This is a genomic window from Bacillus luti, from assembly GCF_001884105.1.
Taxonomy (GTDB): domain Bacteria; phylum Bacillota; class Bacilli; order Bacillales; family Bacillaceae_G; genus Bacillus_A; species Bacillus_A luti.
The window spans coordinates 14,722-29,191 of record NZ_MACI01000099.1 but is presented as its reverse complement, the minus strand read 5'-3'; the positions used below and the strand labels follow the sequence as shown (position 1 = coordinate 29,191).

Genomic DNA, 14,470 nt, shown 5'->3' with positions numbered 1-14,470 from the left:
ATTGGTGAGTCTCTTTTCTTTGCGTATAATAGAATGATGAAGGTTTTTTGAAAGGGGAAAAGCATACGTGATACATACATACGAAGAAGCGATAGGATGGATTCATAGCCGATTGAAGTTTGGAATTAAACCAGGATTAGAAAGAATGAGGTGGATGCTAGAAGAACTCGGAAATCCAGAGCGTCACATAAAATGTGTTCATCTTGCTGGTACAAATGGAAAAGGTTCAACTTTAACATATATGCGCTACATGCTAGAAGGGGCGAAATATAAGGTAGGAACGTTTACTTCTCCTTATATCGAAACATTTAATGAGCGTATTAGTGTGAATGGAACACCAATTGCAGATGAAGAGATTACTGAACTTGTAAAGATGGTAAAGCCAGTCGTTGAAAAACTAGATGAGACGGATTTAGGAGAAGCGACTGAGTTTGAGATTATTACTGTTATGGCAATTTGTTATTTTGGTAAAGTCAATTTCTGTGATGTTGTTTTATTTGAAACGGGGCTTGGAGGGCGCTTTGACTCTACTAATGTCATTCACCCTGTTCTAACAATTATTACGAATATTGGTCACGATCACATGCATATTTTAGGAAATACATTAGGAGAAATTGCATATGAAAAGGCAGGAATTATTAAGTCAGGTGTTCCGGTAATTACAGGTGTACAAAATGAGGAAGCATTGCAAGTCATTCGAAAAGTTGCGAAGGAAAATCATGCAAACTTATATGAGATTGGCAAGCATTTTACAGTGTTACATAAACAGTCTAGTGAAGATGGAGAACAGTTTGATTTCACTTGTCCTTTCGCTACATTTGATGATGTGCAAATTTCAATGAAAGGTAGTCATCAAGTAGGAAATGCAGCACTAGCTCTTATGGCAGTAATGTATGTAAAAACATATGTATCATTTTTAATTGAGGAAGAAGAAATAAGAACTGGATTACAGGAAGCGTATTGGGTTGGGCGCTTTGAAAAGTTGCAAAGTAATCCGGATGTTATAATAGACGGTGCTCATAATCCAGAAGGTATTGAAAGTCTTGTGAAAACAGTAGAAGCACATTATAAAGATAAAAATGTAATAGTATTATTTACAGCTCTTGGGGATAAACAACTGCATAACATGGTAGGTCAATTAGAAACTATTTCCGATGAAATTATTTTTACAACATTCGCCTTTGATCGTGCTATTTCTGCTGATAAGCTTGCAACATATTCACAAAAAGAGTCAAAATTAGTTTTCGAGAATTGGAAAGAGGCAATTGATACGAAGCTTGAAATGATAGGAGAAAATGATGTTTTCATCATAACAGGTTCTCTTTACTTCATCTCTGAAGTTCGAAAGTATATCCGCGAAAAAAACTAGATAGTATTTACTATCTAGTTTTTTTGTTCTACAAATGAAGTCAAATGCATACATATAAGATAATAATATAGGATAATTTGGCGAATTTCTCTGACAAATATCTCGTTTTTTTGTGAAATGAATATGATATGATGCGGACAACGATAAGAGGTGAGGTGTGAGTGTATGGACAAGCAATCACGAACGATCTCAGTGAAAGTGAATGGAACAGAAGCAAAGTATGAGGAAAAGAAGAAAGATGAATTTGACTGGATGGTAGTAGAAAGTGAGAGACCGAAAAACGTCGTTCCGTTTCAAAAAGCGAAATCGATGTCTATGGAAAAGTATCGAAAGAAATGGAGTAATAGATTAATTATGATTGTTGCTACTGCTATTGTTATGGGTACGGCGCTTGGAATGGGAATGCTTCATGTCACCAAGCAAGGGACGGCGGGGGGAAGTGAAGTAACAGCTTCAAAGCAGACCGGGAATGAAGAATCAAAGGTGGGTGGGACGGGGGAACAAACTCCAGCACCAAAAGAGGAAAAACAAAAAGCACAGGTAGGAACGTCATTAGATCCGATGAAACTATTTTTTGTTCAAGGAGGGATCTATTCTTCTGAAGAAAAGGGACAGGCAGCTCTTGAAGAATGGAAAGCTAACGGGGGTATTGCAGCTTTGAAACCGAGCGGCGATAAGTATGCATTAGTTGTTGGTATTGCTAGTGATGAACAGGGCATAAATCAATTAATGACTCAGTATAAAAATAATGGTGTCTCCGTTTTGAAAAAGAATTGGGATATAACAGATAAAGCGTTACTTAAAGATGATAAAGAAGTAGGAGCGTTTTTAACAAAAGTGCAGCCATTATATATTCATTTAACAAAATATATTTCTAGCGTGCAGGCCGGTGGAAAAAGTAATGAAAAGGATATAGGAGCGATTGAAAAAGAATGGAAAGTAATTGAAAAAGAAGGGAAAAGTATGAAGCAGGAAGAGGCGAAGAAACTGTATATGTATACGTCAGTGGCTGCACAAACAGTGAAAGAAGGGAAAGGTGATAAGGAATCTTTGGCGAAATTAAATCAAGTTATTATTGATGGTATACTTTCGTACGAAAAAATTGTTTCACAAAAAGTGAAATGATAGGATAATGAAATGGCGAAGGAAGAAGTATAGGTGCTTCTTTCTTTTCTTTTGAATTTAGAGCAAAGTGCTTTCTCTATGGCTGGAATATAATCGTATTCAATAAAGAAATATTATTTTGTCTAGGGAAAATAATATTTCTTTCATTTGTGGACAAACTATTCCTTTGATACGATTGATGTAAATTATTCTGCTTCATGTGAGAAAGGAAGGAGAAAATATGAGAAAAATCATTTTAGCTTCGGGATCACCTCGGAGGAAGGAATTACTTGAATTAGCTGGTGTGCCATTTGAAATTGTTGTAAGTGAAGTAGAAGAAACGATTGGTGCGTATTCATCGCCTTCTGATATTGTTATGTCTCTTGCCTTGCAAAAAGCATCTGCGGTAGCAGAAAATAATAGTGATCACATTGTGTTAGGTGCAGACACAATTGTTACATATGAGTCACGTATTCTTGGAAAGCCTTCTAGTGAGGCTGAGGCGAAAGAAATGTTACAATTATTATCAGGGAAAGCACATGAAGTGTATACTGGTGTTGCAATTATAGCAAAAGAAAAAACTGTTACTTTTTATGAGCGTACAGAAGTTACGTTTTGGGAATTAACAGAAGAGGAAATTGATACATACGTTGCATCGAAGGAGCCTCTTGATAAAGCGGGAAGTTACGGGATTCAAGGTAAGGGGTCTATTTTTGTTCAACATATCCAAGGGGACTACTACAGTGTAGTTGGTTTACCAATTGCACGTCTCGTTCGGGAATTGAAACAATTTAATATTGATGTAACCCATGCGTAAAATTGCATGGGGTTTTCTTTGAGAGAACAAATAAAGGGGTGGAGAGATGAACGGTATTCGTGATGTTGTCAGAGAAGAGCAGCCACGGGAGCGTTTATTGTTAGAAGGAGCTGGAAGTTTATCGAATCGGGAGCTTCTGGCGGTGTTACTTAGAACAGGTTCTAAAGAAGAGACGGTTTTAAAGTTATCAGATAAAATTTTGCATCACTTTGATGGCTTACGTATGTTGAAAGATGCAACGTTAGAAGAGTTAGTCAGTATACATGGTGTTGGGATTGCAAAGGCATCTCAGCTTATGGCAGCCTTTGAGCTAGGTAGAAGAATGGTGCGTTTAGAATATCAAAATAGATATAGCATTCGAAGCCCGGAAGATTGTGCGAGATACATGATGGAAGAAATGCGTTTTTTACAACAGGAGCATTTTGTGTGCTTATATCTGAACACAAAAAATCAAGTTATACATAGGCAAACGATTTTTATTGGAAGTTTAAACACATCAATTGTACACCCAAGAGAAGTTTTTAAAGAAGCGTTTCGCCGCGCAGCAGCCTCTATCATCTGTCTTCATAACCATCCCTCAGGAGATCCTACGCCGAGCCGAGAAGATATTGAAGTAACGAAACGTTTAGTAGAATGCGGTCAGATTATCGGAATTGAAGTGCTTGATCATATTATAATAGGTGACCATAAATTCGTGAGTTTAAAGGAAAAAGGTCATATTTAAGACTATGCTTTTTACTTATTTTGTTTTATAATGTGATTTATGAGTTTTTTGTAGAAAATTATCTACAAAAAGGATACAGATATAAAAAACGTACTGTTTTTATCATATAAAGTAAGAAAAAATGAGTCCGTGAAAACAAGAAAGGAAGATAAATAATATGTTTGGATTTGGTGGCTTTACTCGCGATCTTGGAATAGATTTAGGAACTGCGAACACGCTTGTATATGTAAAAGGAAAAGGTGTAGTTTTACGTGAACCTTCAGTAGTAGCGTTACAAACTGATACGAAACAAATCGTTGCTGTAGGTAGCGACGCAAAACAAATGATTGGTCGTACACCAGGAAACGTTGTGGCACTTCGCCCAATGAAAGACGGTGTAATTGCTGATTATGAAACAACAGCAACAATGATGAAATATTACATTCAACAAGCTCAAAAATCAAATGGATTCTTCTCACGTAAACCATACGTAATGGTATGTGTACCATCTGGTATTACAGCTGTAGAAAGACGTGCAGTAATCGATGCGACTCGTCAAGCTGGTGCTCGTGATGCTTATCCTATCGAAGAACCATTTGCAGCAGCAATTGGTGCGAACTTACCTGTTTGGGAACCAACTGGTAGTATGGTTGTTGATATCGGTGGCGGTACAACAGAAGTTGCAATCATTTCTTTAGGTGGTATTGTAACAAGTCAATCAGTTCGTGTTGCTGGTGATGATATGGATGATTCAATCATTCAGTACATTAAGAAAAGCTATAACTTAATGATCGGTGAAAGAACAGCTGAAGCATTAAAATTAGAAATCGGTTCTGCAGGCGAGCCAGAAGGTATCGAGCCTATGGAAATTCGCGGGCGTGATTTAGTAAGTGGTTTACCAAAAACAGTACTAATTCAGCCTGAAGAAATTGCAGATGCATTAAAAGATACAGTGGATGCGATTGTAGAATCAGTTAAAAATACGTTAGAAAAAACTCCACCTGAATTAGCGGCAGATATTATGGACCGTGGTATCGTATTAACTGGTGGCGGAGCATTACTACGTAACTTAGATAAAGTTATTAGTGAAGAAACAAATATGCCGGTTCTTGTTGCGGAAGACCCATTAGATTGCGTAGCAATTGGAACGGGTAAAGCATTAGACAATATCGACCTTTTCAAAACTGCTGCTCGATAATATTGCAAAATAAAAATCAGTAAAATTAAGAGGGTGTGAACGTGCCACAGTTTTTCTTAAACAAAAGATTAATTGTTTTGTTAGTTAGTATTATTCTTCTCGTGGCATTGATTGGAATTTCATTGAAAGAACGGAACAGTTTAACATGGCCAGAGCAGTTTATAAAAGATACTGTCGGTGTTGTAGAACGTGTATTCCAAAAGCCAGCGAATTATGTTGCCGGATTCTTCGAAAACGTAGAAGATGTAAAGCGCACGTATGAAGAGAATAAAGAATTAAAAGCAAAATTAGATAACTATGCAAAGTTATCAGGTGACGTAAAGCAATTAGAAGATGACAAAAAGAAATTACAAGAGTTAACGGGTAAAACACAGTTGAATAGCGATTATACTGAAATTCCAGCTACTGTCGTCTCTCGTAATCCAGATAAATGGTACGATTTAATTGGGATTGATAAAGGGGCACAGCAAGGAATTAAAAAAGATATGGCTGTAATCACTTCACAAGGTTTAGTTGGAAGAGTGAAAAGTGTATCTCAGTTTACATCATCAGTAGAGCTGTTAAGTTCTATGAGTCGAACAAACCGTGTTTCTGCTATTGTACAAGGGCAAGAGAAAATCTTTGGATTGATTGAAGGTTATGATAAAGAAAAACAATTACTTCTTTTCACAAAGATTGGCTCTGATGCACCGGTAGAAAAAGATCAACTAGTTGTAACATCAGGACTTGGTGATATTTTCCCGAAAGGTCTTGTCATCGGAAAAATCGTTGATGTTCAGCCAGATCCATACGGCTTAACAAAAACTGCTTATGTAAAACCTGCCGCTGATTTAAATGACGTAGAGCATATTATAGTTGCTAAACGTGCAACGCCTTCAGCGCCATTAGAATAGGGGGAGAAGAAGAGATGATGAAGATTTTAAAAAGAGCAGCTCTTCCTCTTTTGCTCCTTTTTGTTTTTCTATTTGAAAATATGTTTGCTACTGTTGTTCCAACGGATGTTTTTTGGAAAGACAGTATAGCAGCACCGCACTTCTTTATAATTGTGTTATGTTTTATTACAGTGTATTATAGTCCGGTCCAAGGGATTTATTACGGACTATTATTTGGTTTCTTATTTGATACCGTATACACAGAACTTGTCGGCGTATATATATTTGCTTATCCGATTTTAGCTTACTTAGTCTATAGTGTAATGAAGATATTGCAATTGAATTTATTTATTGTCGTTTCTATCGTATTAGCTAGCATTGCAGCACTAGAGTATTATGTGTATGGATTTTTAACTTTGTTAGGACGTACTCATATGTCAGCGTATGTCTTTTTCACAGATCGTCTCCTAGCTACTTTATTGCTAAATGGAATTTTCCTATTAATAGTTTGTTTCCCACTGAGACGATATTTAACGCGTCTTTCAAAAGCGATGGAAGAAAAAGAAAAAAGGATTTTCTAATTTTATGTCGAATTGAATCGGTGGGGTGAACTTTAGTGGAAGAAAAAAAGCAACAAAATGTAACGATAAAAGGGACAAAAGACGGGATAACGCTTCATTTAGATGATTGCTGTTCATTCTCTGAATTGCTAAGTGAATTGGACGAAAAGCTTTCTACACATTACTATGGTGGCGACGGGCACTCTTTAATTGAAGTGCACGTGAAAGTAGGCAATCGTTATTTAACAGAAGTCCAACAAGAAGAGATTCGTACGTTAATTCGTAATAAGAAGAATCTCGTTGTGGATTCAATTGAAAGTGACGTTATGACTAAAGCGGAAGCAATAGCTTGGAAAGAAGAAACAGAAATTGTCCCTATTTCCAAAATTGTTCGCTCTGGACAAGTATTACGCGTAAAAGGAAATTTATTGTTAATTGGAGATGTTAATCCAGGCGGAACGGTTATCGCTGGGGGGAATATTTTTGTTGTGGGATCATTAAGAGGAATTGCACACGCCGGTTGTGATGGAGATGCCGAAGCTGTTATTGCGGCATCTGTTATGAACCCGATGCAACTTCGAATTAATGATGTGACAATGCGGGCTCCGGAAGAGAAAGAAGACGGAGCGGAGACGGCAGAATGTGCGTATATTAATGAGAATAATCACATTGTTGTCGATCGCCTGCAACTTCTCACTCATCTTAGACCTAATTTAACAAAGTTAGAAAGGGGAATTGTATAGCTGTGGGAGAGGCAATAGTAATTACATCTGGAAAGGGCGGAGTAGGTAAAACTACAACGTCTGCGAACATTGGTACAGCCCTAGCGTTATCTGGAAAGAAAGTGTGCTTAATTGACACAGATATCGGTCTTCGAAACTTAGACGTAGTAATGGGGCTGGAAAATCGTATTGTATTTGATCTTGTTGATGTCGTTGAAGGGCGTTGCCGTTTACCTCAGGCTCTTATTAAAGATAAACGTTTTGATGATCTTTATTTATTACCTGCAGCACAAACGAGTGATAAATCAGCGGTAACACCTGAACAAATGGATGAATTAATACAAGTATTACGTCAAGATTATGATTACATATTAATTGATTGTCCTGCGGGGATTGAGCAGGGATTTAAAAATGCGGTAGCTGGTGCGGATAAAGCAATCGTCGTTACGACACCAGAAGTATCCTCAATGCGCGATGCGGATCGTATTATCGGGCTTTTAGAAAAAGAGGATATTGAACCACCGAAACTTGTTATTAACCGTGTGCGTAGTCATATGCTTCATGAACAGGATATGTTAGATGTTGATGAAATCGTACGTACATTGTCAATTGAGCTTCTTGGTGTTGTTGAAGATGATGATGAAGTTATTCGAGCTACAAATACAGGTGAGCCTGTAGCGTTGCAACCGAGTGGAAAAGCAGCGTTAGCTTATCGTAATATTGCAAGACGCTTGTTAGGTGAGAATGTACCATTACAAGCATTTGAACAAGAAAAATTATCGGTATTTACAAAGGTGAAAAACTTCTTTGGAATCCGTTAAAAGCACTTCGCACATACGCGAGGTGCTTTCTTTTTTCTTCACATGAATATCTTTCTTTCCTAGCTCATACATATGTACAAACTGTATACAACTGTTTCTACTTAAATTAGCGTAACGAAAGAAAGGAGACAGTATGAAGAATAGACGTGTAGAAGAAATTAAAAAGCGGATTGCGAAGAGGAAGGCAGAGCAAGAAAGGATGGAGGAAGAGCAATATTTTGCTGGAGGGAATTTTGATAGCGAAACGGTATTTGTTGAAGAGGGAGAGAAGGAAATTCACCCTTTGTTCCGGAAAGAAATATTTTTCTTCAAAGTGTTATTATCAGCAATATTAGTGCTTTCTGTTGCTATTTTATATAAGAATGCTCCTTCAACTTTCGATGGGGCTAAGGCTGTTACAGAGAGAGTGATGAAAGAGGAATTTCAGTTTGCTACGGTAGCGAAATGGTATGAAAAACAGTTTGGAAAACCTCTCGTCTTTTATTCGCCTAGCGAGAAAAAGGAAGGGACGATTCAACAAAAGGATTATGCAATTCCTGCTTCAGGAAAGGTAATGCAAGGATTTCAAAAAAATGGCCAAGGTGTATTTGTCCAAACAGCTACAAATGCAACAGTGGAGTCTGTAAATGAAGGATTAGTTGTTTTTGCAGGTAAGAAAGAGGAACTTGGAAATACAATTCAAATCCAGCATGCAGATGGTACTGAGTCATGGTATGCAAATTTAAATGACATGTCGGTAAAATTATATGATTACGTTTCAAAGAAACAAAAAATTGGTACGGTGAATAATGATGAAAATAATAAAAATGGCAAGTTTTATTTCGCGATAAAAAAGAATGAAAAATTTATTGACCCGATTCAGGTGATTTCATTTGATTAAATATAGGGATGTTTTAACAAAGATTTCAGTTCATCCGTTGTTTTGGGTTATTATTGTCATTGGTATTTTTACGGCGCGTTTTAAAGAATTGCTATTGTTATTTTGTATTGTTCTTATTCATGAACTTGGGCACGCTTTTGCAGCAGCATATTATAATTGGCGTATTAAAAGAATTCAGCTGTTACCATTTGGTGGTGTAGCTGAGCTTGAGGAACATGGAAATAAGTCGTTGAAAGAGGAGCTTGTTGTCGTAATTGCAGGACCTGTTCAACACGTTTGGATGATGATGGTTGGTTATGCACTGTTTGAAGCTGGTTGGCTGGGTGCGGAGTTATATTCTTTCTTTATGTGGAACAATATAGTGATTTTAGCATTTAATTTATTACCTATTTGGCCACTTGATGGCGGAAAAGTACTGTTTAATGTACTCTCATATCGTTTTCCTTATTTGCAAGCACATGAAAAGATGATGAAATTGTCATGTGTTTTTTTTGGTGTAATATTAGGATGGCAGTTACTTTGGAATAGTAACAATATTATGATGTGGGTATTACTCATATTTTTGGCAGTGTCGTTATATCAAGAGTGGAAACAAAGACGCTATGCGTTTATGCGCTTCTTATTAGAACGTTATTATGGGAATAAAAGGGGAATTGAAAAGATTGCACCTATTGAGGTGCAATCAGACGATCGTCTATATACAATCTTTACAAAATTTCGGAGAGGGTATAAGCACTCTATTATCGTCCATGGAGAATATAAAGAGCATTATACATTGGATGAGAATGAATTACTCTATGCGTATTTTACTGAAAAACGAACAACTTCATCTGTTGAAGAATTAATCGGTTAGTGTTGACGATAGCACTAACCTTTTATTATTGTAAAAGCAAAGAAGATTATAAAGTGAGGAAATAATTTTGAAGACGTTATATATGAATTATGCTGGATCGGAAAAGAGAGTAGCAATTGAAGAAAAGAAAAAAATTGTTGAATTTCTATGGCAACGTAATGAAGAGCAAGAAATTGTTGGACATATTTATGTTGGACGTATTGTAAGGACAATTGCTGGGATGAACGCGGCATTTGTAAATATAGGTTTAGAAAAACATGCGTACCTTTCTTATGATGATGTACCACCTTCCTACCGTATACATGAAGGACAAGCAGTGCTCGTACAAGTCGTGAAAGAGGCAATTGATACGAAAGGTCCTAAATTGACAGCGAATATAGAACTTACAGGGAAATATGTTGTTTATATGCCGTTTGATGAAATGCGCGCTGTTTCTCGGAAAATAAAAAATAATAAAAGAAGGCAAGAATTACTTCAAATTGAGGTAGAAGGAACAGGAGGATATATTTTCCGCTCTGCTTCTGAAAAAGGAACAATTGAAGAAATACAAGCTGAAATGCAAAGGTTGCAGCAGTTATATGAAGAGTTAAAAAGAAAAGAGAGCCAGGGGAAAGCGCCATTATTACTTCATCGACCGGCGACTTTTTTAGATCGTGTATTTCAAGAGAACCCAATTGAAACAATTGAAAAAGTAGTTGTAGATACAAGAAGTATAGTAAAAGAATTAGAAGAAAAAGTCGGTAAAGAAAAGGTATCTTTTTATAATGAAAAGTCTTCAATGTTTAACCATTTTGGAATAGAGCGTGAGATCGAGAAAGCACTTCAAAAAATTGTGTGGCTCCCAAATGGTGCTTATTTAATTGTGGAACAAATGGAGACGATGACTGTAATTGATGTGAATACGGGCAAGTTTACTGGAAAACAAAACTTACAAGATACAGTTCTTCGCACAAATGAAATAGCTGCTGAAGAGATTGCGCGTCAATTAAGACTTCGTGATATTGGTGGTATGATATTAATTGATTTTATTAATATGAAAAGAAAAGAAGATAAAGAAAAGGTAAGAGAATGCCTCATAGCTGCTATGCAAGGGGATCGTACGTATACAAGAGTGCTTGGATTTACTGAGTTAGGGATTTTGGAGATGACTCGTAAACGCAAAAAACATTCTTTACGTGACGTATTACTAGAGGAGTGTGTGCCTTGCAAAGGGACGGGATATGTTATGTCGTATGAAACAATTGCGTATGAGCTAGAGAGAGAACTAATCACATATGGCAATATAGAAGATGAGGCGGTGTTAATCGCTGCGCCTAAAAATCTGCAAAAACAATTTTTACAAAAAGAATTACAAAAAAATATTCCATTTGAAATTTATTTCAAAGATGATATGATCGAAAAGTACGCTATTATCCGTTTTGGGAGTAAAAAAGAAATTATAGAACGGAAAAAATAGTTAGTAGAAGATTCATTGACAATAGTCAACGAATTATGGTAACATCTTTATGTTATAGTTTATAGCACCTAAACGGCTATATGCTACAACCGCACAAGACAGGTTCCCTAAAGGCATTTATGTCTACCTCGTTTTTGGCGAGTCTTAGTAATTAAGAGGAGGTGCAAGTATGTACGCAATTATCGAAACAGGTGGAAAACAAATTAAAGTTGAAGCTGGTCAAGCAATCTACATTGAAAAATTAGATGTTGAAGCTGGTGAAACTGTTACTTTTGACAAAGTTCTTTTCGTTGGTGGCGAAAACGTTAAAGTTGGTAGCCCAGTTGTAGAAGGTGCAACAGTTACTGCGAAAGTTGAAAAACAAGGTCGCGCTAAGAAAATCATCGTTTTCAAATACAAAGCGAAAAAGAACAATCGTAAGAAACAAGGTCATCGTCAACCTTACACTAAGCTAGTTGTTGAAGCTATCAACGCTTAATTCTGGTTAACATGATTAAAATTACGATAAGTCGCACGAAATTAGGAAGTATCCAATCATTTAAAATGACTGGACATGCCAATTATGCGCCACATGGACAAGACCTTGTCTGTGCTGGAACTACAGCGGTTGTGTTTGGTTCTATAAATGCAGTGGAAGAACTTTGTAATGTGCAGGCAACTATTGAACTCGGAAGTGATGGCGGATTCTTAACGTATGAATTGCCTAATGATTTAGACGTTCATACAGCAGAAAAAGCACAGATACTTTTAGAAGGATTGGTTGTTTCGCTTAAGACGATCGAACTTGATTACGGAAAGTATATCCGTTTAATAGAAAAAGTGCAGGAGGTGTAACGTATGTTAAGATTAGATCTTCAGTTTTTCGCATCTAAGAAAGGTGTAGGTAGTACAAAGAACGGTCGTGACTCTCAGTCAAAACGTCTTGGTGCTAAACGCGCAGATGGTCAAACGGTTTCAGGTGGTTCAATTCTTTACCGTCAACGCGGTACAAAAATTTATCCAGGTGTTAACGTTGGTCGTGGTGGCGATGACACTTTATACGCGAAAGTTGACGGCGTAGTACGCTTCGAGCGTCTTGGCCGTGACCGCAAACAAGTGAGCGTATATCCTGTTGCTCAAGAAGCATAAGAACTCACGGAAAACTCTAACCTGAGTGCAGGTTAGAGTTTTTCTATATTAAGGGGTATCTAAATGAATGAAAAATGGACAATTATAGATGCATTGCGTCATTCAAGACATGATTGGCTCAATCGTATGCAGATGGTTAAAGGAAACCTTTCCCTTGGAAAAGTGGAAGAGATTCATAAGCTCATCGATCGTTTTGTCCAAGAAGCGAGACAAGAATCCAATCTGATGGGGCTATCGATGCCTTTATTTTCAGAGTGGATTTTAACATATAATTGGAAACAGCAGCCGTGCTTATTGGAGTACGAAGTATTAGGGAATTTACATAACTTATCTCACTTAGATGAGACTGTGTGTACATGGACGAATCAATTTTTCTCAATACTTCAGCATAGTTTAGACGTATATGTTGAAAATTATGTTTGTATCACAATTGAATGTGACGCGGAGAATGCTCGTTTCTTTTTTGATTTTCGTGGTAAGCTAACGAGTGTAGAAGAACTACAGAATTGGCTTGCGAACCAAAACAATAAATGGTGTTCCATTTCTTATACAGTAAGAGACGAAGAAGTCTCAGTTATATTACAACCAATTGAAAAAAGTGTGGTGAAATAATGTTTGTAGATCAGGTCAAGATATATGTAAAAGGCGGCGACGGTGGTAACGGTATGGTTGCGTATCGTCGTGAGAAGTATGTTCCTAAAGGTGGCCCAGCAGGTGGCGACGGCGGTAAAGGTGCAGATGTTGTTTTCGTAGTTGAAGAAGGCTTACGTACATTAATGGACTTCCGCTACCAACGTCATTTCAAAGCTGATCGCGGTCAGCACGGAATGAGTAAAGGTCAGCACGGACGTAAATCTGAAGATTTAATCGTAAAGGTTCCACCAGGAACAGTAGTAAAAGATGAAAAAACAGGTCAAATCCTTGCTGATTTAGTAACGCATGAACAAACAGCTGTAATCGCAAGAGGTGGCCGTGGTGGCCGTGGTAATTCACGTTTCGCAACAGCTACGAACCCAGCGCCAGAAATCGCTGAGAACGGGGAACCAGGTCAAGAACGTGATGTCATCCTAGAACTTAAAGTGCTAGCAGACGTTGGACTTGTCGGATTTCCAAGTGTAGGTAAATCCACATTATTATCTGTTGTATCATCAGCACGTCCGAAAATTGCAGAGTATCACTTTACAACAATCGTTCCGAATCTTGGTGTTGTTGAAACTGGTGATAACCGCAGCTTCGTAATGGCTGACCTTCCTGGACTAATTGAAGGCGCACATGCAGGCGTTGGACTTGGACACCAATTCTTACGTCATATCGAGCGTACACGTGTAATCGTGCATGTTATTGATATGTCTGGTTTAGAAGGCCGTGAGCCATATGAAGATTATGTTACAATCAATAATGAGCTAAAAGAATACAATATGCGTCTAACAGAGCGTCCACAAGTTGTTGTTGCAAACAAAATGGATATGCCAGATGCAGAAGAAAACTTACAAGCATTTAAAGAGAAAGTGGGAGACGAAGTAAAAATCTTCCCAATCTCAGCTGTAACGAAACAAGGTGTTCGTGACTTACTATTTGAAGTAGCGAACTTATTAGAAACAACACCAGAATTCCCAATGCATGATGTTGTCGATGAGTCTGAAGCAAGTGTAATGTACAAATTTGATACTGAAGGTGTTAAATTTGAAATTACACGTGAAAGTGACGGCACGTTTGTTATTTCTGGTTACGATATTGAGAAGACATTCAAAATGACAGACTTCTCACGTGATGAATCTATACGTCGTTTCGCTCGCCAAATGCGCGGAATGGGTATCGATGAAGCGCTTCGTGCACGTGGTGCAAAAGACGGAGATATTGTAAAAATTCTTGAATATGAATTTGAATTTATCGATTAAGACTGCCGAAATAGGGCAGTCTTTTTTTATATCGCAAAAGTCCAATTGTTATAGGAAAATATCCCCACTAATTAAATTTTCAATTTATA

Annotated in this window: 17 protein-coding genes and 1 other annotated feature; all 17 genes read left to right on the top strand. The window is 37.3% G+C overall.

What is annotated here, in order from left to right:
- The first annotated feature begins 67 nt into the window (after positions 1–67).
- On the top strand, positions 68–1,369 hold the full coding sequence (locus tag BAQ48_RS26225) for a bifunctional folylpolyglutamate synthase/dihydrofolate synthase (protein ID WP_071713322.1): 1,302 nt from the start codon (positions 68–70) through the stop codon (positions 1,367–1,369).
- Positions 1,370–1,534: 165 nt separating this feature from the next.
- On the top strand, positions 1,535–2,494 hold the full coding sequence (locus BAQ48_RS26220; protein ID WP_071713321.1) for a stage II sporulation protein B: 960 nt from the start codon (positions 1,535–1,537) through the stop codon (positions 2,492–2,494).
- Positions 2,495–2,714: 220 nt separating this feature from the next.
- Complete coding sequence (locus BAQ48_RS26210) at positions 2,715–3,290, top strand: Maf family protein (protein WP_001226283.1); 576 nt, start codon at positions 2,715–2,717, stop codon at positions 3,288–3,290.
- Between the two features lie 46 nt (positions 3,291–3,336).
- Positions 3,337–4,014: a DNA repair protein RadC gene (radC, locus tag BAQ48_RS26205; RefSeq protein WP_001013389.1), complete on the top strand. Its 678-nt coding sequence runs from the start codon at positions 3,337–3,339 to the stop codon at positions 4,012–4,014.
- A gap of 157 nt (positions 4,015–4,171) precedes the next feature.
- Positions 4,172–5,191 carry a cell shape-determining protein MreB gene (gene mreB / locus BAQ48_RS26200; protein ID WP_000466737.1) on the top strand — a complete coding sequence of 340 codons (1,020 nt, stop codon included), beginning with the start codon at positions 4,172–4,174 and terminating at the stop codon, positions 5,189–5,191.
- Between the two features lie 41 nt (positions 5,192–5,232).
- Positions 5,233–6,084: a rod shape-determining protein MreC gene (gene mreC, locus BAQ48_RS26195; protein ID WP_001135469.1), complete on the top strand. Its 852-nt coding sequence runs from the start codon at positions 5,233–5,235 to the stop codon at positions 6,082–6,084.
- Positions 6,085–6,098: 14 nt separating this feature from the next.
- The gene (gene mreD, locus BAQ48_RS26190) at positions 6,099–6,644 is read left to right on the top strand and encodes a rod shape-determining protein MreD (RefSeq protein WP_071713319.1); all 546 of its coding nucleotides are present in this window, start codon (positions 6,099–6,101) and stop codon (positions 6,642–6,644) included.
- A gap of 35 nt (positions 6,645–6,679) precedes the next feature.
- On the top strand, positions 6,680–7,366 hold the full coding sequence (minC, locus tag BAQ48_RS26185; protein WP_000391524.1) for a septum site-determining protein MinC: 687 nt from the start codon (positions 6,680–6,682) through the stop codon (positions 7,364–7,366).
- A gap of 2 nt (positions 7,367–7,368) precedes the next feature.
- Positions 7,369–8,166 carry a septum site-determining protein MinD gene (gene minD / locus BAQ48_RS26180; protein ID WP_071713318.1) on the top strand — a complete coding sequence of 266 codons (798 nt, stop codon included), beginning with the start codon at positions 7,369–7,371 and terminating at the stop codon, positions 8,164–8,166.
- A gap of 133 nt (positions 8,167–8,299) precedes the next feature.
- Positions 8,300–9,046, top strand: a complete 747-nt coding sequence (gene spoIVFA / locus BAQ48_RS26175) for a stage IV sporulation protein SpoIVFA (protein WP_000797470.1) — start codon at positions 8,300–8,302, stop codon at positions 9,044–9,046.
- Entirely contained in the window at positions 9,039–9,899 is an 861-nt protein-coding gene (gene spoIVFB / locus BAQ48_RS26170; RefSeq protein ID WP_000599062.1) for a stage IV sporulation intramembrane metalloprotease SpoIVFB, read from the top strand. The genes spoIVFA and spoIVFB overlap by 8 nt, the downstream gene beginning before the upstream one ends.
- Before the next feature lie 67 nt (positions 9,900–9,966).
- A complete protein-coding gene (locus BAQ48_RS26165) occupies positions 9,967–11,355 on the top strand; it encodes an Rne/Rng family ribonuclease (RefSeq protein ID WP_071713317.1) in 1,389 nt (462 codons plus the stop codon).
- Between the two features lie 77 nt (positions 11,356–11,432).
- Positions 11,433–11,510, top strand: a sequence feature (ribosomal protein L21 leader region).
- Positions 11,511–11,524: 14 nt separating this feature from the next.
- Positions 11,525–11,833: a 50S ribosomal protein L21 gene (rplU, locus tag BAQ48_RS26160; RefSeq protein ID WP_000270907.1), complete on the top strand. Its 309-nt coding sequence runs from the start codon at positions 11,525–11,527 to the stop codon at positions 11,831–11,833.
- An 11-nt stretch (positions 11,834–11,844) separates the two neighbouring features.
- Complete coding sequence (locus BAQ48_RS26155) at positions 11,845–12,189, top strand: ribosomal-processing cysteine protease Prp (protein ID WP_002008596.1); 345 nt, start codon at positions 11,845–11,847, stop codon at positions 12,187–12,189.
- A 3-nt stretch (positions 12,190–12,192) separates the two neighbouring features.
- Complete coding sequence (gene rpmA, locus BAQ48_RS26150) at positions 12,193–12,483, top strand: 50S ribosomal protein L27 (protein WP_000944957.1); 291 nt, start codon at positions 12,193–12,195, stop codon at positions 12,481–12,483.
- A gap of 63 nt (positions 12,484–12,546) precedes the next feature.
- Positions 12,547–13,095 (top strand): sporulation initiation phosphotransferase B, encoded by a 549-nt coding sequence (locus tag BAQ48_RS26145; protein WP_071713316.1) that lies wholly within the window; start codon positions 12,547–12,549, stop codon positions 13,093–13,095.
- Entirely contained in the window at positions 13,095–14,381 is a 1,287-nt protein-coding gene (obgE, locus tag BAQ48_RS26140; RefSeq protein WP_000497124.1) for a GTPase ObgE, read from the top strand. Before BAQ48_RS26145 ends, obgE begins: the two co-directional genes overlap by 1 nt.
- Positions 14,382–14,470 lie beyond the last annotated feature (89 nt).

Bases quoted from the DNA above. Each gene is read 5' to 3' on its own strand.
- BAQ48_RS26220 (WP_071713321.1), top strand. From the start codon at position 1,535: ATGGACAAGCAATCACGAACGATCTCAGTGAAAGTGAATGGAACAGAA.
- BAQ48_RS26210 (WP_001226283.1), top strand. From the start codon at position 2,715: ATGAGAAAAATCATTTTAGCTTCGGGATCACCTCGGAGGAAGGAATTA.
- radC (WP_001013389.1), top strand. From the start codon at position 3,337: ATGAACGGTATTCGTGATGTTGTCAGAGAAGAGCAGCCACGGGAGCGT.
- mreB (WP_000466737.1), top strand. From the start codon at position 4,172: ATGTTTGGATTTGGTGGCTTTACTCGCGATCTTGGAATAGATTTAGGA.
- mreD (WP_071713319.1), top strand. From the start codon at position 6,099: ATGATGAAGATTTTAAAAAGAGCAGCTCTTCCTCTTTTGCTCCTTTTT.
- spoIVFA (WP_000797470.1), top strand. From the start codon at position 8,300: ATGAAGAATAGACGTGTAGAAGAAATTAAAAAGCGGATTGCGAAGAGG.
- rplU (WP_000270907.1), top strand. From the start codon at position 11,525: ATGTACGCAATTATCGAAACAGGTGGAAAACAAATTAAAGTTGAAGCT.
- BAQ48_RS26155 (WP_002008596.1), top strand. From the start codon at position 11,845: ATGATTAAAATTACGATAAGTCGCACGAAATTAGGAAGTATCCAATCA.
- rpmA (WP_000944957.1), top strand. From the start codon at position 12,193: ATGTTAAGATTAGATCTTCAGTTTTTCGCATCTAAGAAAGGTGTAGGT.
- BAQ48_RS26145 (WP_071713316.1), top strand. From the start codon at position 12,547: ATGAATGAAAAATGGACAATTATAGATGCATTGCGTCATTCAAGACAT.
- obgE (WP_000497124.1), top strand. From the start codon at position 13,095: ATGTTTGTAGATCAGGTCAAGATATATGTAAAAGGCGGCGACGGTGGT.